10 protein-coding genes and 1 pseudogene are annotated in these 22,481 nt (G+C 72.6%); 4 read left to right on the plus strand and 7 right to left on the minus strand.

The window, feature by feature from the left end:
• Positions 1 to 12: 12 nt before the first annotated feature.
• The 5 genes and pseudogenes from OG309_RS33520 to OG309_RS33540 all read right to left on the minus strand — a co-directional run bounded on the left by OG309_RS33520 (position 13) and on the right by OG309_RS33540 (position 9,212).
• The gene (locus tag OG309_RS33520; RefSeq protein WP_329428672.1) at positions 13 to 2,961 is read right to left on the minus strand and encodes an AfsR/SARP family transcriptional regulator; all 2,949 of its coding nucleotides are present in this window, start codon (positions 2,959 to 2,961) and stop codon (positions 13 to 15) included.
• A 99-nt stretch (positions 2,962 to 3,060) separates the two neighbouring features.
• Positions 3,061 to 5,436: pseudogene (locus OG309_RS33525) on the minus strand (SAV_2336 N-terminal domain-related protein); the annotation flags it as partial.
• On the minus strand, positions 5,433 to 6,443 hold the full coding sequence (locus tag OG309_RS33530; RefSeq protein WP_402543984.1) for an AAA family ATPase: 1,011 nt from the start codon (positions 6,441 to 6,443) through the stop codon (positions 5,433 to 5,435). The pseudogene OG309_RS33525 and the gene OG309_RS33530, both read right to left, overlap by 4 nt.
• A gap of 68 nt (positions 6,444 to 6,511) precedes the next feature.
• Complete coding sequence (locus tag OG309_RS33535; RefSeq protein WP_329426693.1) at positions 6,512 to 8,704, minus strand: VMAP-C domain-containing protein; 2,193 nt, start codon at positions 8,702 to 8,704, stop codon at positions 6,512 to 6,514.
• Positions 8,705 to 8,708: 4 nt separating this feature from the next.
• Entirely contained in the window at positions 8,709 to 9,212 is a 504-nt protein-coding gene (locus OG309_RS33540) for a CU044_2847 family protein (protein WP_329426694.1), read from the minus strand.
• A 141-nt stretch (positions 9,213 to 9,353) separates the two neighbouring features.
• On the opposite strand from OG309_RS33540, the gene OG309_RS33545 reads away from it, so the two are divergent.
• From OG309_RS33545 to OG309_RS33560, 4 genes are all read left to right on the plus strand, one after another.
• Entirely contained in the window at positions 9,354 to 9,917 is a 564-nt protein-coding gene (locus OG309_RS33545) for a PadR family transcriptional regulator (protein WP_329426696.1), read from the plus strand.
• A gap of 52 nt (positions 9,918 to 9,969) precedes the next feature.
• On the plus strand, positions 9,970 to 11,691 hold the full coding sequence (locus tag OG309_RS33550) for an acyl-CoA dehydrogenase family protein (RefSeq protein WP_329426697.1): 1,722 nt from the start codon (positions 9,970 to 9,972) through the stop codon (positions 11,689 to 11,691).
• A gap of 90 nt (positions 11,692 to 11,781) precedes the next feature.
• Positions 11,782 to 13,416: a serine/threonine-protein kinase gene (locus OG309_RS33555; protein ID WP_329426698.1), complete on the plus strand. Its 1,635-nt coding sequence runs from the start codon at positions 11,782 to 11,784 to the stop codon at positions 13,414 to 13,416.
• A gap of 56 nt (positions 13,417 to 13,472) precedes the next feature.
• Positions 13,473 to 14,642: a phospholipase D-like domain-containing protein gene (locus OG309_RS33560; protein WP_329426700.1), complete on the plus strand. Its 1,170-nt coding sequence runs from the start codon at positions 13,473 to 13,475 to the stop codon at positions 14,640 to 14,642.
• Between the two features lie 54 nt (positions 14,643 to 14,696).
• Here the strand turns inward: OG309_RS33560 and OG309_RS33565 are convergent, their stop codons facing one another.
• Complete coding sequence (locus tag OG309_RS33565) at positions 14,697 to 15,266, minus strand: hypothetical protein (RefSeq protein ID WP_329426701.1); 570 nt, start codon at positions 15,264 to 15,266, stop codon at positions 14,697 to 14,699.
• Positions 15,263 to 22,423 (minus strand): polymorphic toxin-type HINT domain-containing protein, encoded by a 7,161-nt coding sequence (locus tag OG309_RS33570; protein WP_329426704.1) that lies wholly within the window; start codon positions 22,421 to 22,423, stop codon positions 15,263 to 15,265. Before OG309_RS33570 ends, OG309_RS33565 begins: the two co-directional genes overlap by 4 nt.
• Between the last annotated feature and the right edge of the window lie 58 nt (positions 22,424 to 22,481).

Consider the following 22,481-nt stretch of genomic DNA (forward strand, 5'->3'; position numbering starts at 1 on the left):
CGGCGGGGAGCGTCAGGACGAGGCCGCCGCGGCGTCGAGGAGCCCCCGCAGCTCCTCGGCCTCGGCGGCACCCCGCGCCTCGAAGACGGCCAACGCCTCCTGCCAGCAGACACGGGCCCGGTCGTTGTGGTCCAGTGCCTGCAGGGCCCGGCCGAGGAGGGTCAGGACGGTGCCCCGTCGCCAGTCGCCGCCGGACCTGGCGAGCTGCCCCAGAGCCTCCTCGGCGTACGCGGCGGACTCCCCGGGGCGCCCCGCCGCGAGCTCGGTCTCGGCGAGCCGGAACGACGTCATGCCCTCCCACACCAGTTGGCGATGGATGCGGAAGACGCCTCTCGCCTCGTGGAAGACGTCCCTCGCCTCGTCGTACCGCCCCGCCGCGGTGAGCGCGAGGCCGCGTGCGTAGCGGGCGCCGGCGCCGCGCACCGACCGGCCCGCGTCATCGAGGACGGCGATGGCCTGCTCGGTCATGGACAGCGCAGCGGAGACGTCTCGCGCTGCCAGCCGCACCCGGGAGAGATCGGACAGGGCCCCGGCCTCGCCCGGCCGGTCGCCGTCGTTCCGGAACGCTTCGACGGCCCGGGAGAGGTGCGCCTCGGCCTCTTCGAGCCGGTTCCGGTTCTGGGCTACCCGCCCGCGGAGCTGCGCGGTGCGACTCGGGACGGCGAGGTCAGGGGGCGTCCCCGGTCGGACCCTGTCCGCCCACTCCGCGGCCCGGTCGAACCGTCCCAGGGTCGCCTCGGCCTCGGCCAGGACGAGGGCGGACCTGCCCGCCGTCCGGGCGTCGCCCAGGGCGTCCGCGGCCTCGTTCAGGGCCGTTGCCACGGCCGCGTACCGAGCGGAGTGGGAGCCGGATTCACTGAGGTCCCGCACCAGCCACAGGAGATCCACGGCCCGGGGCAGGCTGCCGGGAGAGGTGGACTGCAGCGCGCAGTCCAGCAGGCAGCCGGCCTCGGCGTACAGCCATTCCAGGGCGCCGTGCGAGTCGGTGAAGGACAGGCCTTCCTGCTCCACCCGTGCCACGTGGTCGACGAGACGGTCGCCGGGTCGCTCCAGGGCGTACACCCGGGAGGCCGTGGCCAGGTAGAAGTCGAGGAGGCGGGAGAGGGCCAGTCCCGGTTCGGTGGGGGGCTGTTCGTCGCGCTCGGCGCACGCGCGTGCGTAGAGCCGTACGAGGTCGTGGTAGCGGTAGCGGCCCGGCGCGGCGGACTCGAGGAAGGAGGTGTCGACGAGGGCCTCCAGCAACTCCTCGGCGTCGGCAACCGGCAGGTCCAGGACAGTGGCGGCGGCGGCCAGCGAGATGTCGGGCCCGTCGGCGAGGCCGAGCAGCCGGAAGGCCCGGGCCTGGGCGGGCTCCAACTGTCCGTAGCCGAGCTCGAAGGTGGCCTTCACGGCCAGGTCGCCGGCCCGGAGCTCGTCGAGCCTGCGCCGCTCGTCGGCCAGCTTGGCGGCGAGCACGGAGACCGTCCAGGTGCGGCGGGCGGCCAGCCGGGAGGCGGCGATGCGGATGGCCAGCGGCAGGAAGCCGCAGGCGACGACGGTGTCGAGGGCGGCCTCGCGCTCGGACTGGACGCGCTCGGTGCCGACGATCCGGGTGAAGAGCTGGAGCGCCTCCTCGGGGGACATCACCTCCAGGTCCACCAGGCGGGCCCCTTCCAGGTCCACCATGCGTGCTCGCCCGGTCACGAGTGTGGCGCAGCCGGGCGTGCCGGGCAGCAGCGGCCGGACCTGGGCGGCGTCCAGCGCGTTGTCGAGGACCACGAGGATCCGCCGGCCGTCGAGCGCGGCACGGAAGCGGGCCGAGAGCTCGGTCGAGGAGGCGGTGAGCTCGGACTCGGGGGTCCCGAGTGCTCTGAGGAACGAGCCGAGCACGGCACGCGGGTCGAGGCGGCGGGCTCCGAAGTCCTGGAGGTCCGCGTACAGCTGCCCGTCGGGGAAGTGCGGGCGGACGGAGTGGGCCACGTGCACGGCGAGGGTGGTCTTTCCGACGCCGCCGATGCCGGCCAGGGCGCAGACCGCGTCGCCCGTCCCGTCGGTCAGGTGCTCGCTCAACTCCTGTACCAGCCGGGCGCGGCCGGTGAAGTCCCGAACCGTCGCCGGGAGCATGGCCGGCCGAACGGGCCGGGCCGGCCCCTCGGCGTCGGGGTCGGGGTCGGGGTCGGGCGGATCACCGAGGAGGCCGGGGTCGGCCTGGAGGATGCGCTGCTGGAGCCTGGAGAGTTCGGGGTTGGGGTCGACGCCGAGTTCGTCGGCGAGGAGGCGGCGGGTGTCGGCGTACACGGCGAGGGCCTCGGCCTGGCGGCCGGAGCGGTAGAGCGCGAGCATGAGGAGTTCGCGCAGGCGCTCGCGCAGCGGGTGCGCGGCGGTGAGCGCGGTCAGCTCGGAGACGGCCTCGGCGTGGGCGCCGACCTCCAGGTCCAGGTCGAGCCGGGTCTCCAGGAGTTGGAGCCGCCAGTCCTCCAGCTGGGTGCGCCGGCTCTCGGCGTACGGCCCGGGCACGGTGTCCAGGGTCTCGCCCTCCCAGAGGTCGAGGGCCTGCGTGAGCAGGTCGCGTGCCAGCAGCCGGTCGCCCGCGCTCCTGGCGCGGTCGGAGGCCCCTTCGAGGTCCCTTGCCACGCCGAGGTCGAGAGCGTCGGGTGCGACGCGCAGGGCGTAGCCGCCGGAGTCGCTGACGAGGACGCCGGGGTCGAGGATCTTGCGTAGCCGCACGGCGTACGTACGGACCGCCGCCAGCGCCTGGGAGGGGGGATCCTCGCCCCAGATGGCGTCGATCAGCTCGCCGACGGTGGCGGTCCGCCCGTCCCGCAACAACAGGGCGACGAGCAAAGCCCGTTGCTGCGGGGAGCCGACGGGCAGCGGGTCGCCTCCCCGCCACGCCTGCACGGGGCCCAGCACACGGAAGCGGACGCCCTCCGTGGGAGGCCAGGAGGGGGTGGTCCGCGAGGGCCGGTTCGTGAGGCGCACGCGACGGCCGGTGCGCGCCAGTTCGGGCGGCTGTCTCTGCAGGATGTACTCGTGCAGTTCCCGGAGTTCTGGATTGGGGTCGATGCCGAGCTCCTCGCGGAGCATGCGTCGGGTGTCGGCGTACACCGCGACCGCGTGGGCATCCTGACCCGACCGGTACAGCGCCACCATCAACTGGGCCCGCCACCGCTCCCGCAACGGGTGCTCGTCGGCCAACTCCTGGAGCTCCGACACGATATCGGCGTGCGAGCCGAGCTCCAGGTCGAGCTCGATCCTGCTCTCGACGAGCTCCAGCCGCCACTCGACGAGACGCGCCCGCTGGTTCTCCGCGTAGGGCCCCGGCACCCCGTCCAGCGGGGTGCCCTCCAGCCTGGCCAGCGCTTCCGCGATCAGGTTCCGCGCCGCGGCGTGATCACCGGACTCGGTGGCCGACCGGGCCGCGTCGACCAGCCGCTCGGCCTCGGTCAGGTCCAGGGGGACGGCCCCGGTCCCTTCGGCGTGGAAGCTGTATCCGGTCGGGTGCTTCTCGATGCCGAACCCGTGCGCGGTCAGCATCCGCCGCAGCCGGGAGAGGTGGTCCAGGACCGTGTGCGGCGCGGACGCCGGCGCCTCCTCGCCCCACACCGCGTCCACCAGGGTCGAGGTCGCCACGATGCGGTGCTCATGCAGCAACAGAGTGGCCAGGACGGCCTGTTGCCGCGGCGAACCCACGGCGACCCGGTCGTCCCCCTGCCACGCGAGCGAGGGGCCGAACACCGTGAACCTCAGTGGGGCGGGCCCAGGTCCCGGCCCTGTCTCCGTCTCCGGTCCCGTCTCCGGCTCCGGCGCCGTCGTGCCCTCGGCCGTGCTCGTCCCGCTGCCACCCTCCAGGCCCCGCGGTCCCCCGTACAGGCGGTCCAGAACGGGACTGACGAGCACCGCGAACGCGGTGGTGCCCGGGGAGAGTCGTGCGTCGCCGTCCGGGTCGGCGAGGAGTGCGGCGAAGTCCGGCATGCGGCCCAGGTAGGGTTCGAGCGCCCGGCCCACCGCCTCGACGACCTCGATGGACTGCTCGGTGCCGAGACCGCTCGCCAGCAGGTCCCTCACGCCGGGCTGGAAGTCGTAGCGGATCTCGCCCGCGGCCCCGCCGACGGCAGCCGGCAGCCGGCCGGCCGGGGCGTGCTCCGGCAGGGGCGTCAGAAGGTCCCCGAGCAGCACCTCCGCGACCACGGCCGGGCCGGCGGCGGGCAGGGTCGCGAGGCGTATCAGCTGGATGACGGGCAGGCTCAGCGGGTGGATCGCGGAGAGCCGCAGCGCCAGCCGGTACGCGTCCGGGGAGAAGGAGGCACGGAACCGGTCGAGCCGCTCCTCCGCGGAAAGCGGCGGCGCCACGACCGTCCGCGGGCTCGGGTCATCGTCCCCCGCACCCACCATGACGGTGTCGAGGAGCTGAGAGGCACCCGGCCGGGTGAGCAGCCGCGCCCAGGAGCCCAGCGACGCGGGCGAGAGCGGCACCACCGGCACCGGGAGACGGTCCCCGGCGGGGGCGACCGGTCCTCCGCCGAGCGGGTCGATGACCGTGAGCCCGCCGTTGGGGGCGAACCGCTTTCCGGCGGAGAGGAGTTGGGGCTGTGCGTCGAAGGCCGTACCGCGCCAGAGCCTGCGCGGCAGCGACGGTACGACGATCAGCGGGCCGGACCGCTCCCACGCGCCGAGGAGCCGGCGTGCCGCCGGGCCGTGCCATGCCTCGTCGACCCCGTCCGTCAGGAGGACGACGACGGGCGACTCGGCGCGCGGTGTGCTGCCGGCCCCGCGTCCGTCGCGCGGGTCGACTCCGTGGACATGGACCGCGCGGAACACCCCGCCACGTTCCAGAAGGCGTCTGACCTCCCGTACGAGCGGCTGCCACACGCGCATCGAGGCGGACTCGTCCACGAGCAGGACCGCGGTGTGCCGCAGCTCCTGTTCGGGGCGCTCGACGACGTCGAACACGCCGGACTCGGCGGTGAGCCGGACGGTGGCCTCGATGTCCGCGACCGTCCGGTGGCGATGGTCGCGGTGGGCGCGCAGCGGGCGCAGTGCCCGGGCGAGTCCGTGCAGGCCCGGCAGGGCGCGCGGCCCGGGGGCGCGGACGGCGCGGGCCGGCGGACCGGCGACGGCGCCGGGGGAGTGGTGCGCGGTGAAGAGGCTGTGGCGTCGGTCGGGTCCCTCGGGGAGGTCCGAGGGAGCGTCGGGAGTCCGGCCGGGGATCGCGGCCGGTGCGTCGCCCGTCGGGTCCGGGGACGCACCGGCGGGCGGGTCGGACACCGGATCGTCCGGCTCGTCCGTCCCGGTCGGTGGGTCTTCGGGGCCCGCCGGGGCGCCGCCGGCCGCCGGGGCGCCGTCGGGCGCCGCGTCGCCTTCCATCGCCCGCGCCAGCCACAGGACGTCGAGGAGCTCGGCGGAGCCGAGTTCGTACCCGATGCCGTCCAGGAGCCGACGCAGACGTTCGATCACGCGGGGAACGCCTCGTCCAGCCGGTGCAGGACCGCCGACAGCAGTTCCTCGCGCCCGAGATCGGCGCCGGTGACCCGGAGGTGGACCGCGGCGAGCAGCTGGTCCGTCGCCAGGCTCTGCGTGGCGGCCCGGCGCAGGAAGTCGCGGATCAGGTCGTCGGCCTGGGCGAGTGCCTCGTCGCCCAGGTTCTGCCGCACGATGTCGCGCAGCTTCGCCTCGCCGGGGTCGCCCAGATCGAGCCGGACACAGCGGCGGAGGAAGGCGGGCGGGAACTCCCGCTCTCCGTTGCTGGTCATCACGACGACGGGGAAGTGGGCGCACGAGACGACACCGCGCTGGACGCGGACGCGTTCCCGGCTGCCGGTGGCGAGGACGTCGGCCGTCTGCTGGTGTTCGGGCAGCCGGGCGAGCTCGGGGATCTCGAACTCGCCCTCCTCCAGGACCACCAGAAGGTCGTTGGGCAGGTCGATGTCGGACTTGTCGATCTCGTCGATGAGCAGGACCCGGGGGCCGCCGGTGGCGGCGAGCGCCGTGCCGAGCGGGCCGAGGCGCAGGTAGTTCCCGATGTCCGGGCCCGCTCCGGTGCGGCGGCGCAGGCGACGGGCCGCGCCGCGAGCGGGTTCGCGCTCCCGCTGGAGCGAGGCTTCGCGCAGCCGCCCGACGGCGTCGTAGCGGTAGAGCGCGTCCGCCAGCGTGGAGCGGCTGTTCACCGACCAGCGCAGCACCTCGCCGAGTCCGAGGTCCTCGGCGACGGCGCGCGCCAGTGAGCTCTTGCCGGTGCCGGGGCGGCCCGTGACGAGGAGCGGACGACGCAGATGGAGGGCGGCGTTGACCACGGAGATCTCGTCCGCGCTCATGAGGTGGCGCCGTGCCTGCGGGAGCCGCGCGGAGGCGGGGAAGCGGCGCCAGGGCGGCGGCTCGGGCAGCTCGGCCGGGCCACGGAACACCCACCAGTCCTCGGTGGCTGTGCTGGGGGCGCCGGGTTCGGGTGCGGGCGGTTGCGGCACGGGCGCGGTCTCCTCGTCGGGGCGGTACTCGATCTCGGCGGGACGGCTCTGGGGGCGGGCGGGCCGCCTCACGGCTGGGTGAGGGCCCAGGGGTCGGGAGCGAGGGGCGGGGGCCGGTGGTCGGGGCCGTCGTGCAGCAGCGACAGGCGCCGGCCGTGGTGGGTGGGGCAGTCGGGGTCGGCCACCGCCTTGGCCCGTTCCAGCCGGACGACCTCCGGGATCTCGGTGTGGTCGACGTCCTCCACCAGGGCCAGCAGATCGGTCGCGATCCGCTCGCCGTGGTCCTCGCGGTGCCACAGCACCGTGTGCACCCCGGCCTCGATGCACTGGCGCAGCACTCGCCCCTGCAGCTGCTGGTCGCAGCTCACGACGACGATCCCGGCCTCCGGGCTCACTTCGAGCCGGGCGCGCGCGACGGCCGGATCGGCGCTGCGCGCGTCGAGGAGCAGCCGGGGCGAGGTCGGCAGCGCACTGCTGCGCCGCTTCCACGACGCGTACGTCTCGCGTGTCCGCTCCGAGCTGCGCAGCACCACGCGGCGGGTGATGCCGGGGTAGAAGCCGCTGTCCTCGGCGTCGCTCGGGAACTCCCACGCGTCCACGTCGAGCCGCATCCACGCGGGCGACACGAAGAACTCGAGGAGGGCGGTCTCCGGGTCCTCCCGCACCTCCGTGCGCAGGACCCGCCTGATGGCCTCCACCACCTGGTGGCTCGGGACCCCCGTGTCCTCGGTCAGCACGACCTCGTGACGGCCGTCCTCGCTCCACACCCAGATCTGGTACGCGAAGAGGTGGCCCGGCGGTACGGGGAGGAGCTCCACCTGCACCCGGGGTGGGGCCGTGCGCCTCCGGGCGCGGGCGCCGGCCGCCGCGGCGTGCGCGGAGGCGGCCTGCAGGGTCGTGACGGCGTCGGCCCGGAACTGGTCGACCGCCGCCGGTGCCACGCCCAGGCGGGGTGCCGCGCTGCGCACCCAGGCGTCCAGGTCGTCGGCGAGCTCTCCGCCGGCCGCCCGCTCGTGCACGCCGATGTGGACGACGCCTTGGAGCAGCGGGGGCATGGGCTGGCCCGCGGGCGCGTCGTAGCCCTCCAGGATGGCCGTCGCGTCCGCGAGGTCGACCGGGACCGGTGTGTCGTCCGCGTACGGGAGCACCTTGCGCAGCAGCACGTCCGCGTCGATCGCGGCGCAGGCGGCGAGCAGCGCGTTGAGGTTGCGGCGGCGGCCGAGCGAGAGGCGCTCGCGGGGGCTGACGATCCTGGCGATGCCCAGCATCCGCTGCCAGTCGGCGGCCCCGGCAGCCCCGCCGGGCCGCGCTTCGGCGAGGTCGTCGTAGACGATGTCGAGGAGTTCGGGCACGCCCCGGCGCACGCCCATGGCGAGTCCCGCGAGCCGTTCGACGTCCACGGCGGCTCCGGCCGACCGTCGGTGGAGCCGTGCGGAGAGCCGCTCCTCGCACTGAACGACCTGGCGGCGGGAGGAGAGCAACTGCTCCAGCATGCCGACGAGTTGCTGACGGCCACGACCCGCGGCCGGGACCGCGACGGGCGGCAGGTCGGGCAGCTCGGCCTCGATGGACGACAGACCGATGGCGTACATGGCGGCGGGCGGTCCGTGCCGGTGCGCCACCGGATCGGAGCCGTCCGGCGCGGGGCGGCCGGGCGGTTCGTGGGAGGCCACGACGAGGCCGACGACCGCCTGCCGGTCCCGGTCCCAGAGGGGCCCGCCGCTGAACCCCTCCGCGACCCTCCCGCCGAGGACGTCCAGGGCGATCCACGGGTGGGCGGAGGCCCGGGGCACCGCTCGCACGGTGGGCAGGGCGTGGCCGCTGGCCCAGAGCGCCACGACCTCGTTGCCCTCCCGGTGCGGGAGGAAGGGAGCGGGTTCGGCGCCCGGTGGGGCCTCGGCGTCGAGTTCGAGGACCACCAGGTCGCCGTAGTACGGGAGCGAGCCGGCGGCCGGCGGCTCCGGTCGCCCGGGCGCCGGACGGGAGCGTGGCGGCCGCCATGTCTCCGGCACCACCCGGCCGGTCAGGGCCCGCTGCCGGTCGACGTGCGGCAGCAGCAGGGTGAGCGTCTCGGCGCGTGACGGCGGCCCGGGGTCGAAACGGTCGCGCCCCAGCGCGCTGTTCACCACGTGCGCGCAGGTCAGGACCTGTCGAGGGCCGATCAGGACGGCCGCGCCGACCGGCCCGGCCGGGCCGAGGACCGACACGAACGCCTGGTGCAGCAGGGCGTCGGCCGGGTCGGGATTCACGTACGGTGGCATGCCATCAGGAGCCGTTCGCCTGGCCGGGTGTGGGTGCGGGTGCGGGTGCGGGTGTGGCGTCGGCCGTGCCGGCGGCGTCGGGGGAGGCGGACCCGCCCGCCAGGTTCCAGGTGGCGGAGACGGTGAAGCTGGCCTCTCCGCTGCCGGAGAAGACCCCCAGGCTCAGGTCGCTGCCGAGCGTGACACCGAACTCGACGGTGACCTCGTCCGGGCGCTGCGCGAACTGCGAGAAGCTGCGGTGGATGCCGCCCAGGACGCCGCCCAGCGGACGCAGGGCCTGAGTCAGGGCCTCGCCGCTCCGTGTCAGGGCCTGCGCGGCACGCCCGTCGGCGCTGACCGGCCGGGCCGAACCGAACTCGTCCGGCAGGGCCAGCTCGCCGTCGGCTCCGGCACCGGGCCCGCCGGGGGCGGGCGTGGATCCGGGTGTCCCGTCGGCCCCGGCGCCTGCCGGTGCGAGGTGCAGGCGCACGACGGAGCCGTCGTCGAAAGTGAGTCTCACGTCCCCCATGTGCCGAAGTCTGGCACGTCACCGGCGGCCCCGCCCCGTTCTTCACAGAGTCCGCCACCGCTCGCACGGAGCCCCGTGAGCCGTGTCTCACCCGCCCGCCGGATCTTGCTATGCAACCAGTTGCATAGCATGATCGCGCTCATGGCGCTCGAACACGCGATCCTCGTCTCCCTGCTGGAGAAGCCGGGCTCCGGCTACGAGCTGGCCCGGCGCTTCGAGCGGTCCATCGGATACTTCTGGACCGCCACCCACCAGCAGATCTACCGCGTGCTCAAGCGCATGGAGAACGACGGCTGGGTCGCGGCCCGGGACGTGCCGCAGCAGGGGCGGCCGGACAAGCGGGAGTACTCGGTCGCCGACCTCGGCCGGGCCGCGCTCTCCTCGTGGCTGCACGAGCCGATCGAGCCCGAGAGCGTCCGGCACGACCTCGCCGTCAAGATCCGCGGCGCCGCCTTCGACGACCCGGCCGCCCTCGTCACCGAGGTACGGCGGCACCGGGCGGCCCACGAGGAACGGCTCGCCCGGTACCTCGTGGGCGAGGAGCGGGACTTCACCGGCGCCGACGCGCGCGCCGCCGCGATGACCGACGCCGAGCGGGAGCTCCAGCACGCCGTGCTGCGCGGCGGCATCGCGTACGAGCGGATGATGCTCGCGTGGCTCGACGACGTCCTCGCCACGCTCGCGCGCTTCGGCCCCGAGCGCTGACCCGCCCCTGCACCCCTCACTCCGACCCCACCAGCCGAAAGGCGTCCCCACCATGGCCGACCCGCTGCTGTTCAACCCGCGCACCTACGACCCCGCGCACTTCGACCCGGAGACCCGCCGCCTGCTGCGCGCCACCGTCGACTGGTTCGAGGAGCGCGGCAAGCGCCGTCTGATCGAGGACTACCGGACCCGGGCCTGGCTCGGCGACTTCCTCGCCTTCGCCGCCAAGGAGAACCTGTTCGCGACCTTCCTCACCCCGTCCGCCGCCGCGGACGGTGACGCGGACAAGCGCTGGGACACCGCCCGGATCGCCGCCCTCAACGAGATCCTCGGCTTCTACGGCCTGGACTACTGGTACGCCTGGCAGGTCACCATCCTCGGCCTCGGCCCGGTCTGGCAGAGCGACAACGCCGCCGCCCGCGCCCGCGCCGCCGAACTGCTCGCACAGGGCGAGGTGTTCGCCTTCGGCCTCTCCGAGAAGGCGCACGGCGCGGACATCTACTCCACCGACATGCTCCTGGAGCCCGACGGCCAGGGCGGCTTCCGGGCCACCGGCTCCAAGTACTACATCGGCAACGGCAACGCCGCCGGACTCGTCTCCGTCTTCGGCCGCCGCACCGACGTCGAGGGCCCGGACGGCTACGTCTTCTTCGCCGCCGACAGCCGCCACCCGGCGTACCACCTGGTCAAGAACGTCGTCGACTCCTCCAAGTTCGTCAGCGAGTTCCGCCTGGAGGACTACCCGGTCACCGCCGAGGACGTCCTGCACACCGGCCGCGCCGCCTTCGACGCCGCCCTCAACACCGTCAACGTCGGCAAGTTCAACCTGTGCACCGCCTCGATCGGCATCTGCGAGCACGCGATGTACGAGGCCGTCACCCACGCCCAGAACCGCATCCTCTACGGCCGCCCCGTCACCGCCTTCCCGCACGTGCGGCGCGAGCTGACCGACGCGTACGTCCGCCTCGTCGGCATGAAGCAGTTCAGCGACCGCGCCGTCGACTACTTCCGCTCCGCCGGCCCCGACGACCGCCGCTACCTCCTCTTCAACCCGATGACGAAGATGAAGGTGACCACCGAGGGCGAGAAGGTCATCGACCTCCTGTGGGACGTCATCGCCGCGAAGGGCTTCGAGAAGGACAACTACTTCGCCCAGGCGGCCGTCGAGATCCGCGGCCTGCCCAAGCTGGAGGGCACGGTCCACGTCAACCTGGCCCTGATCCTCAAGTTCATGCGCAACCACCTGCTCGACCCGGTCGGATACGAGCCCGTCCCGACCCGCCTCGACGCCGCGGACGACACCTTCCTCTTCCGCCAGGGCCCGGCCCGCGGCCTGGGCTCGGTGCGCTTCCACGACTGGCGCGCCGCCTACGACGCGTACGCGCACCTCCCCAACGTCGCCCGCTTCCGCGAACAGGCCGACGCCCTCTGCGCGTTCGTCACCACGGCCGCCCCGGACGAGGCGCAGAGCCGCGACCTGGACCTGCTCCTCGCCGTCGGCCAGCTCTTCGCGCTCGTCGTCCACGGCCAGCTGGTCCTGGAGCAGGCCGCCCTGACCACCCTCGACGAGGACGTCCTCGACGAGCTGTTCGCCGTCCTCGTACGGGACTTCTCCGCCCACGCCGTCGAGCTGCACGGCAAGGAGTCGGCGACCGAGCAGCAGCAGCGCTGGGCCCTGGACGCCGTCCGCCGCCCGGTCGTCGACGAGGCCCGCACGGGCCGCGTGTGGCAGCGTGTGGAGGCGCTGTCGGGGACGTACGAGATGGCCCCGTAGGCACGCCCGCGCACGCCCGCGCCCACCCGGACACCGGGTGGGCGCGGGGGCGAACCGGGAGGTCGCCGAGAACCCCTACCATGATCGCCCATGAGTACGAGTGAGGACGGCAGAGCTCTGATCGACGGCCGGTTCCGGCTGCTGTCCCGGCTGGGCAGCGGCGGCATGGGCACCGTATGGCGCGCACGCGACACCGCCCTGGACCGTGTGGTCGCCCTCAAGGAGGTCCGCCCGCCCGACCCCGCCGCCGAGGAGGCGCAGCCCGGACTCGCCGCGCAGATGCGCGAACGGGCCGTCCGCGAGGCCCAGGCCCTCGCCCGGCTCTCCCATCCGCACGTCGTCACGATCCACCACATCGTCGAGCCCCGGGACGGCTCGCACCCCTGGATCGTCATGGAGCTCGTCGAAGGCCGCTCCGTGCACGAACGCCTCGACGAGGGCCCGATGCCCGTCCCCGAGGTGCTCGCCCTCGGACGCCAGGTCCTCTCCGCCCTGCGCGCCGCCCACGCCGCGGGCATCCAGCACCGCGACGTGAAGCCCGCCAACGTCCTGCTCCGCCGCGACGGCAGCGCCGTCCTCACGGACTTCGGCATCGCCGCGCTCGACGAGGCGACCACCCGGCTCACCGCCTCCGGCGACCTGATCGGCTCGGCCGACTTCATCGCCCCGGAGCGGGTGCGGGGCGAGGAGGGCAACCCGGCCTCCGACCTGTGGTCGCTCGGCATGCTCCTGTACGTCGCCGCCGAGGGCCACCACCCGCTGCGCCGCGCCACCAGCCTCGCCACCGTCGTCGCCGTGCTCAACGACCCGATCCCGCACCCCGTCAGGTCCGGCGCGCTGGCACCCGTACTCGCGCGGCTCCTCGTACGGGACCCGGCGCTGCGGCCCGGGGGAGCGGAGCTGGAGCGGCTCCTCGCCGACGCCGAGGCGGGTGCGCCGGCCGTGCCCGGACCGGCGGCAGGGGCCTTCGGTCCGCCGCCCGGGGCCTTCGGCCCGGCGGACGCCCACCCGGCGTACGCCCACCCGGCCTACGGCCCGCCGACGCCGGCCGCCGCGCCCCGCGCACCCCTCGCGTCGCGCCGCCGCGCCGTGCTCGTCGCCGTGTCGATCGTCCTGGCGGTCGCGGCAGTGGGCGTGGTGGTCGACAAGGGCGGCCTCCTCGACCTCGGCGGAAGCGGGAACGGCGGCGGGAAGGGCGGCGCGACACCCTGGTGGACCCCGGCCCCCGACACCGCCGGCACCGCGACCGGGACCGCCGAGACCCAGGGCGGCACCCTCCTCACCCCGGCCAACGTCCGGGCCGTCATCGAGGCCTTCCGCAAGGCCGGCGGCTCCACCACGATGAAGGAGCTGACGATCCACGAGGAGTACGCCCTGGCCTCCATCCCCACCCGGCCCGGGGCGAAGACCTACGACCGCTACGAGTTCCGCGACGGAGTCGCCCGGAAGACCGGCCCCGGGGGCACCCTCTACGGCGGAGCGGCCGCCGACGACCCGTTCGACGTCTCCGCCATGGCCTGGGACGACCTTCCCGCCCTGATGAAGCGCGGCGAACGCGAACTGAAGGTGGAGCGGCCGACCTTGCGCTACGTCGTGATCGACCGCTGGACCTTCAACGACGATCGCCCGACCCTGCGCTACTACCTCATCAACGAGTACAACGCGGTCGGCTACTTCGTCGTCGACAGCAGCGGCAAGGTCGTGGCGAGCCACCCGACCTCCTGACCCCCCCCGGCCCCGACAGCGAGGGTCGCGCGGTGCTTTCCCCCCACCCCAGAGGAGTGATTCCGATCTTCACAGCAGTACACCGGCGCATAGGCGCGGCCCTCCTGCTCGCCTCCGCGCTGCTCCTGCCCGGCACCGGCACCGCGGTCGCGGTGGACCCGGTGCCGATCGCCACCGGAGCGGTCTTCAACAACCCGAAGGGGACGGCGGCGGAGCAGAACGCCGTCAAGGACCACATCATCGGAGCGGTCCGCGCCACCGAACCCGGCCGCCTCATCCGCGCCGCCCTGTACGCGCTGACCGACCAGGGCTACACGGACGCCCTCGCCGACGCGCACGCGCGGGGCGTGAACGTCCGGGTCGTGCTGGACGCGAAGTACAGCGACTCGGCCGCCGCGAAGTCCCTGATCGGCGCGCTGGGCACGGACAAGTCGGCGCAGTCCTGGGTCGACGTCTGCACGGCGGGCGGCGCCTGCATCGCCGCGGGCGGCGTGAACCCGATCAACCACAACAAGTTCTTCACCTTCTCGCGGGTCGGCGCCGTGGCGGGCGTCGGGGAGGACGTGGTGATCCAGGCCTCCGCCAACCAGACCGCGGTGAACACGGCGAAGTACTGGAACAACGCGTACACCGTCGTCGGCAACACCGACCTGTACACGGCGTACGTGAACTACTTCAACGACCTCGCCGCGGGCGTCAAGAACGCGAACTACTACACCACCGCCAAGGTCGGCACCGAGAAGTACTACTTCTTCCCGCAGCAGACGGGTGACGTGATCGTCGACGTCCTGAACAACGTCTCCTGCACCGGCAACACCACGGTCGGCACCGCCACCCACCGCTCCATCGTCCGCGTCGCCGCCTTCGCCCTCCACCGCGACGCCGTCGCCGACGCGCTCGTCTCCCTGGCGGCCCAGGGCTGCTCGGTCCAGATCGTGTACGCCGAGAGCAACGAGGTCGCCACGCTGAAGGGCCGCGCCGGCATCACCCTGAAGCAGCTGAACACCGCCGACGGCTACCTGCTCCACTCCAAGTACCTTTTGGTCGAGGGCAACTACGCGGGCCACCCCGACACCAAGTGGACCTTCACCGGCTCCCACAACCTGGACGAGTCGTCGCTGCGCGAGAACGACGAGGCACTGCTCCGCCTGGAGGGCGACGCGCCGCACGACGCGTACGCGGGGAACTTCGCGTCGCTGCTGACGTACGCGGTGCCGGCGGTCTGACACGCCACAGCCCCTGCCGGGTTCCCGGCAGGGGCTGTGGTCTGGTCCGTATCGCTAGGGCCGTGCTTCCGGATGGCTGTCGAGCCAGCGGCGTGCCGCCGGACTCAACGGGGGCTCATCCGGCTCGTCCATCGCTCCGTCGGCCACCCAGGCGGCGAACCGCCGGAGGACCTGTGAACGATGCGGCGCGGTCAGCACCGAGGTGCTGATCGCGTGCTCCCAGGTCGTCGCGAAGCACAGCACGTTCCCGTCGAGCGAGAGCATGCGGAACTCGGGACGGCACGGAGCGCTGCCGAGCAGCCCGGCGGCACCCGCGCCCATGATGTCCCACTCGCTCTGCAACTCGACGCAGTGCCAGCGGGAAGGAGCGTTCTCATCGGGGCGGAGCGGGAGCAGGAACCTGCGGTCGGTCTCGGAGAACAGTCCTCCCTCGACCGAGAGCCGGTACCAGTCCGCGTTCGCCTTCTCGTGCAGCTGGGGGTCGTCGACGTCCAGGATGGCCTCGACGCGGCCGTCTTCTGGTGGGCAGCCCGGGGCCTGGCCGGTGATGAGGGGTGGGACGAGCCCTTCGGGCTCATCCCACCCTTCCACCAGCCGCAGACCGGCTGCGGCTAGAGATCTCATGAGTGCGCGTTGTACCAACTCTGTGGGGGTCTGTTCCATCTGCCGGGCAATCGCCCGGCGTATCCGTACTCGAAGATGTTGTTGTAGTCGTGTCCGAGTACGTATCCGACGACACCGTCCTGACGGACCAGGATACGCGTCAGGGTGTTCTCGCCGTTCGAGCCGGTGTAGATGGTCGCGCCGTACCACTCGTGATTGGTGTTGTACTTCCAGACGTTGCCGGACTTGTAGCGGGCGTCGAACCAGTCGAGCGCGCCGCCGCTGATCCGCTGGGGGATCGATCCGTTCTCCACACCGTTGACGGTCTGGTGGACTTCCTTCGGGATCTTGCCCCAGTTGGAGGCGTTCTCCTTCTGGCGTGTCTCCGTGTGCTCAGCGGAGTACGGGTCACGCTCCGTCGGGCACGAGTCGTTGTGGACCAGAGCCGGGGTGGTGCCCGCCAACACGTAGTACGTGTGGAGGTCGGCGACGGTGAGGTTGTGGACCCGCTTGTGCTGGGTCCAGCGCTTGACCTCGGTGACCTGGACCCAGGTGCCGGACGAGGTGCGGAGCCACTCACCGGCCGTGAGGTCCGTGGCCTTCAGCCACTTGTGCAGCGACGGGACCCAGAAGGGGTGACCGTCGGTCGCGGTGATCTTCTCCTTGGCGTCGCCCTTGGCGCCGTCGGTGTCGATCGTGATCTCGACGAGGTTCTTCTGGCCCTCACCGATGATCCGGGCGACGACCGGACGGCTCTTCGTGGCCCCCGTCTTCTCGTCGGTGGTCACGACCTCGTCGCCGAGCTCGATCTTCTCGATGGCCTTGGCCGACCCGTCGGCCATGAGGACCTCGGTGCCCGGAACGAAGCTGTTGCAGCCGCTCGAACCGCCGCTGTCGGTCTCCTTGCCGCCCGACTTCTTCGGCTCGTCGGCCTTCTTCGACTCCGAGGACTTCGACGACTTGCCGTCACCGTCGGCCTTCTTGGCCTTCTGCGCCGACGACTTGCCCTGCTTGGCCGCCGTCGCCGCGGCCTCGTCGGCCTTCTTGGCGGCTGCGGCCGCTGCCTCCTGGGCGGCTCTTCGGGCCGCCGCGGCCTCTTCCTCCAGCTTTCTCGCGCGTTCGGCGGCCTCCTCGATCTGGCGTTTCCACTCGGCCAGGTCCTCGGCGTACTTGGCCATGGCCTGCTGGTAGCGCTCGACCTTGCGCATGATGTCGCGGGCCAGGGCCAGCTTCGAAGCCCAGCTGTTGAAGGCCTCCCAGGCGCGGTCGAGGGCCTTCAGGATGCGCTTGGCACGGCCCGCGAAGGGCAGCGCCGCGTCGAGGGCGAGGCCTGCGCAGGCCCAGCCGTCGCCACCGAGGCAGGCCTTGATGTCGTTGTAGCCGGAGACGTCCTTGAGGATGCCGATGGCGACCTCGAGGGCGACGTCCAGCGCGCTCTTGCCCTGGACCATCTTGGCCCAGGCCTCTTCCGCCGCTGTGAAGTCCATGACGGGCATCACGGGCGGCGCGATCGAGAGACCGCTCGGGTCCGCGTACGTCACCGGCGAGTTGTTCGCGTAGGCGTACGGGTTCATCTGCTTGGGCTCGTTGTAGTCGACCACGGGGTCGACCGAAAGGAAGCGGCCCGTTCCCGGGTCGTACTCCCGAGCGCCCAGATGGACCAGGCCCGTGGACTCGTCGACCTCTCCGCCGACGAAGCCCTTCTTGCCCGGCCACACCGACGGCGCAGTGCCGCGCACCTCGCCGAACGGGGTGTACTTGCGCCGCGTGATGGCCGACGTCGACGTGTCCACGGCAGTGGTGGCCGTGCCGTTCTGGTCGCCCATCAGGTACGACGTGGTGATCACGCCGTCCTTCGCCGTCTTGACCATGCTGGGGCCGGCGGGGTGGGCGTAGTAGCGCGTGCCCTCCAGCTTGCCCGCCGCGGTCAGCTTGACCTCGGTGCCGGGCAGGTACAGCGTGGTGCCGGACTTCTCGCGCTTGATCAGGCGGCCGCCGCCGGCGTCGTAGACGAACTCTGTCGAATCGGAGCCCTTGGTGACCTTCGCGAGCCGGCCGGCGAGGTCCCACTCCAGGTTCTGCGTGTCGCCCTGGATGGTCCGGCTGCGGGTGTTGCCCGCTTCGTCGTAGGTGTAGGACTCGGTGCGCGAGCCGCCCGGGCCGGTCGTGTCGACCCGCTGGAGCTGGTTGGCGCGGGCCTGCCCGGGAGTGCCGTAGACGAAGCTGCGGGTGACGTCCTTCGCGGTGTCACCGGTCGGCGAGTGCTGGACCTCCTTCGTGCGGTTGCCCGCGGCGTCGAAGCTGTACGAGGACCAGTACGGGTTGGCGCCGCCCACCGACGGCGTGGAACCCGGGCCGGACGAGCCGGGCTTGGCGGCACAGTCGTCCGTGGCGGTCCACGCCTCGTTCATCCGGCGCAGGTAGTCGTACGTGAAGCACTGGACGTCGGGGGTGCCGGTCGAACCCTCCGTGTCCGTCATCTTCAGGATGTTGCCGACGTCGTCCCGCTCGTACGTCGTGTCGTTGATCCGGCTCGGCGACACCTCGCGGTCGTTGACGGTCCGCAGCACCTCGCGGGTCTGCTCGTCGTAGAAGTTCGTCGTGTAGACCTGGGAGCCGGCCGGCCCCGCCTCCGTGCGCAGCACGTCGCCCATGGGCGAGTAGTCGACCTTGCCGACGAACGCCTTCCCTCCGATGCCCATGACGGTGGGCAGCTCGAAGTGGTTGTACGTCTGCGTGGTGATCTCGCTGGGCAGACCGCCCGCCGCCGGCTGCATCGTCCACGCGGACAGACCGGTGTTCGGCCGGTAGCCGGAGGAGAAGCTGTAGGTGCCGGCGAGTGCGCCCTCCGAGGCAGGGATGGTGATCTTCGACCCGGTCGGACGGTACTCCGTGTCGTAGCCGGTGATCTGCGTCGTGTAGGCGTTACCGCCCTCGTAGCGCGTGGAGGAGACCGGCAGGCCGATGGCGCCGGGCAGGGTGTCGTACGTGGTCGCCGTCAGCTTCGGACCCGTCACCGAGCCCTCGTGCGTGGCGACGACCCGGCCCAGCACGTCGTACTCGGGCGCGATGGTCTTGCCCCGGGCGTCGGTCATGGACTCGAGCCGGTCGCCCTGGCCGTACGCCAGCGTCGACGAGCCGTTGTCGGGGTCGGTCTGCTTGACCTTCCGCCCGCGGAGGTCGTACTCCCAGGACCAACGGTCCCCGGCCTGGTTCACGACCGACGCCAGCATGCCGCGCTGGCTGTAGGAGTACCGCGTGGTGTCGTACGCGCCGGTCGGCGAGTCCGCCTTGAAGAAGCGCAGCTCCGTCTTGCGGCCGAGGCCGTCCACGAAGGCCCGGGTCGGGGTCTCGCCCTTCGGCGGGTCGACGGTGATGTTGTCGCCGCCGTAGCTGGTCGTGGTCCGCGAGGTCTCCACGCCGAACTTGCGGGAGATCTGCGCGGTCGCACGGCCGGAGCCGTCGTACTGGGTCATCGTCGAGGACGGGACCTCGTTGTCCTTCGGGTCCCACTGGACGCCGGAGGCAGTGCCCTCGGTGTAGTAGGCGCCGTTGCTCTTCCAGACCTGGCCGAGGCTGTTGTAGAAGGTGTCCGAGATGACCCGGCCACCGCCCAGCGCCTCCATCTGGGTCTGGCGGATGCGCAGGCTCGCGTCGTAGATGTCGTAGCTGGTGCGGTAGGTGCCGTCGTCCAGCAGGGCCTTGTTGGTGATGACCACCGGGCCGTCGGTGCGGACGTCGTACGAGAACTCGCCGTCCGGCGACTTGCTCAGCGGGTCGCGGTCCGGGGACCAGACCTTGAGGAGCCGGCCGAGCGGGTCGTAGCGCATGACCTGCTTTCGGCCGTTCGCGTCCGTCTCGGCGAGGACCGAGCCGCGTCCGAGGTCCGTCTCCGTGGTCTTCGTGTGGCCCAGGGTGTTGGTCGTGACGACCTTGGTCACGATCTGCCCGGAGGCCGGGGTGTACGCGGTCCGGGTGACCTTGCCGAAGACGTCCGTGGTCGCCGTCGGGCGGCCGTAGGCGTCGTACTCGGCGCTGCCGTCCGTCGTGTACTGCGGCGCGCCGCCCGAGTAGCCCGAGAGCGACTCGGTGGACTGCACGTTGCCCGCCGCGTCGTAGTGCATCCGCACGTCCGACGTCACGTCCGCCGGACGCGCCACGTCCGTCGCGTCACACGCCTTCGCGACCGACTCCACCCGCTTCTGCCGCGCGATGATCCAGCGCGCCGGGTCCTCGTCGTACTCGTAGCGGGTGCAGCTGTCGTCCGACGGGTCCGCGATGTCGCCGCGGTTCGAGACCGACTGGGCGAAGCCGCGGTCGTCGTACTCGGTGTGCATCGCCGTGCGGCGCCAGCCGCGGCCGTCGGAGAGGAGGATGCGGGAGGCCACGTCCGAGGTCTGCTGGACGTAGGACTGCTGCGGCTCGATGTCCTCCTCGGGGACCGCGCCCTTGCGGAGGCGGGTCGCCGTGGGGCCGTGGAGCCACGGGGTGTACGTGGTCGCCGCCTCCAGCGGGCCGCCCTCGCCGTCGTACGCCAGGACCTCGCGGGTCTGGCCGGCGAAGAGGCGGTGGTCCGGGAGCTCGTTGCCCTCGGAGTCCTTGACCTTGACCGTGCGGGTGCCGCCGGAGGGCGTCGCGCGGTCGCCGTCGAGGCCGCGGAAGAACAGCGTCTCGGTCTGCGAGCGCCGGTCGGGCGCCATGCCGATGAGGGTGCGGACCCGCTCGTAGCCACGCCACTGGGACCAGGTGCGGGTCTTGGGCCGCATCATCTCGGTCTCGTCGTCGTAGGCCCACGCGGGGTCGCCGAGGAACTGGTACTCGGTGCGCCGCGTCGGCGAGTTGCCGTTGCGGTCCTCCTCCTGGACCCAGTCGACGACGTGCTTGTGGAACCAGTCGGTGACGTACAGCTTGCGCTCGCGCGCCGGGTCGTTCGGGTCCGGGATCTCCGTGATCACCGGGTAGCACCGCATCTTGTTCGTCTCGGGGGACGAGGGCAGGGCGGTGGAGGTGCACTGGGTGTCGGCGTAGTGCGCCAGGATCGTGGATCCGGTCTCCGTGTCGATCGCCTCGACGCGGTAGCGCTTGTACGGCGGCTTGCCGTCGCCCGTGCCGTCGACCCGGTTGTCGAGCTGCTTGCCGCGGAACTTCACGGGCGGCAGCGGGAGGTCGGAGCCGTTGCGGCCGGTGTGCCGGATCTCGGACAGCCACAGCGGGTAGTCCGTGCCGTCACCGGTCATCGGGAAGTCCTGGGTGAGCTTCCAGGTGTCGACCGGCTTGCGCTCGGTGCCGTTCCAGACGGTGGTGGTGACCTCGGCCAGGCGCTTGCGGGTGAAGAAGGTCGGGGTGAACCGGCCCTTACACTCCTCGCCGGAGGCGCACAGCTGGTCGCCGGGGGTGTCCGGCCACTGCTTGGCGACGTTCCAGTCGACGTCCGGCTTCAGCTTGCCCGGGGCGCAGTCGAAGTCCGCGCTGACCAGGCAGCGTTCGAGGACCTCGAAGTCCACCTGGGCCGGGGGCTCGGCGAACAGGTTGTCGCTGCGCAGACCGTACGCGATGTGGTCGAGCCAGCCGGACCGGTCGTACGGGCGGGCGGTGGAGCCGCCGGCGATCTGGTAGTTGGAGCCGTAGTAGTTGGTCTCCTTCTCGTACCAGTACGTCATGGCGTTGCCGCGCGGGTCCACGACGTAGTCGAGGTTCCAGCGGTACGCCTGGTCGCACGCGGCGTTCGCGAAGGTGGCGTTGTAGCAGGGCTCACCGGGGTGGTTGCCGTAGACCGGGACGGTCCAGGCGGAGTTGGTCAGCGGCTTGCCCGCGGTCCAGCCGGGGACCCGGTTGAGACCGAAGTAGAACTGGATGCCCTGGGGGTTGGTGAACCGCCAGTGGTCACCCTCCTTGTCCCCGTTCTGGGCACCCTGGAGCAGCTCGACCCGGGAGCCGTCGTCCTTGGCCGGACGCCACTTCTTGGTGGTGTCGTCCAGGACGAGCTGGGTGGAGCCGCCGTTGAGCGACAGGGTGACCATGGGCGCGCCGTGGCACAGGTCGCCGGTGTCGTCCTTCGGGTTGTTGTACCCGGAGTTCGGCCGCTTGTCCTGGCTGCACGGGACGTAGGACCGCTCGATGAAGTTCGAGGCCAGGTCCCAGCCGTCGCCGACCCAGGAGGTCTGCTGGGCGGAGGCGGAGGTCCGGCCGTCGATGGTCGAGCTGGAGTAGCCGAGCGTCAGCGAGGGGCTGGGGCCACCGAGCGAGGCGGGGATGTCCAGCGGGTACGACCAGGAGAAGTCGCCCGCGGAGCCGCCGGCCTGCCAGGAGCCGCTCGGGTTGAGCGAGGTCGCCTTGTACGTGCCGTTGGCGCCGTCGGCGCCCGCGGTCGCGGCCAGCGTCACGGCCTGCGTGCCGGCGGCGGCCATCGAGCGGCGGGCGCCCGAGGGAGCGGCGACCGGCTGGGCCGGGGCGTCGAAGGTGGCGACCAGCTTCCCGGTCTTCGGGTCGTTGACCGTGGTGACCGGGGTGCCCCGGCGGCACTCCGGCTTGTTCGGCGTGGTCAGCGCACAGGCCGGGAGCGCGGTGAAGCGCAGCCGGGAGCCCCAGCCGCCGCCGTACGCGTTCTTGAAGGCGTTGTAGTCGAGCGCGACCGAGACGGGGGCCGAGGAGCTGCCCGTGTCCGTGCGCTGCACCGAGAGGAGCAGGCTGCCGGCGCGCCCGGCGCGGCGGGCCGCGGCCTGGTCGAGCAGGCCGACCTTGACCTTGACCGGCGCGGTGTTCACGCCGGTGGTCGGCGGCTTGACGGCCCGCGCGGTGCGGCCCGCGGCCGGAGTGCGGGGCGGCAGCGCGGCCGGAGTGCGGGGCGGCAGCGCGGCGACGGTGACGGGCAGGGCGCCCGCGCGGATCGCCTTGCCGGGCTTACCGGGCTTGGTGACGGCCAGGGAGCTGCGGGCGGCCGGATTCCGCTCACCGGCGGCCGCGGACTCCGGGGCGGGCAGCGTGATCTCGGCCGAGCCGGCCTTCGGCCAGGCGATGGCGGGCGCGCTCTTCCAGCTCTTCCGCTGGGACTCGGCGGGGCCGGGGGCCGGCTTGCCGGTGATCGGCGCCCCGCCGACCTTCGTCAGTCGCTGCGTCTCCAGGAGCCGCAGGTCGGAGGGGGCCGCGCTGGCGTCCATGGCCGTGAGGCCGGTGGTCATCAGACTGACGGCCAGCAGGGGTATCGGCCACCGCCAGGCACGCCTGATAGGCGCACGC

The sequence above is a fragment of the Streptomyces sp. NBC_01268 genome, from assembly GCF_036240795.1.
Taxonomy (GTDB): Bacteria; Actinomycetota; Actinomycetes; order Streptomycetales; family Streptomycetaceae; genus Streptomyces.

What these genes read in the sequence shown, in the direction of transcription:
- OG309_RS33535 (WP_329426693.1), bottom strand. Translation starts at nt 8,704, where the DNA reads ATGCCACCGTACGTGAATCCCGACCCGGCCGACGCCCTGCTGCACCAG.
- OG309_RS33540 (WP_329426694.1), bottom strand. Translation starts at nt 9,212, where the DNA reads ATGGGGGACGTGAGACTCACTTTCGACGACGGCTCCGTCGTGCGCCTG.
- OG309_RS33545 (WP_329426696.1), top strand. Translation starts at nt 9,354, where the DNA reads ATGGCGCTCGAACACGCGATCCTCGTCTCCCTGCTGGAGAAGCCGGGC.
- OG309_RS33550 (WP_329426697.1), top strand. Translation starts at nt 9,970, where the DNA reads ATGGCCGACCCGCTGCTGTTCAACCCGCGCACCTACGACCCCGCGCAC.
- OG309_RS33555 (WP_329426698.1), top strand. Translation starts at nt 11,782, where the DNA reads ATGAGTACGAGTGAGGACGGCAGAGCTCTGATCGACGGCCGGTTCCGG.
- OG309_RS33565 (WP_329426701.1), bottom strand. Translation starts at nt 15,266, where the DNA reads ATGAGATCTCTAGCCGCAGCCGGTCTGCGGCTGGTGGAAGGGTGGGAT.
- OG309_RS33570 (WP_329426704.1), bottom strand. Translation starts at nt 22,423, where the DNA reads ATGACCACCGGCCTCACGGCCATGGACGCCAGCGCGGCCCCCTCCGAC.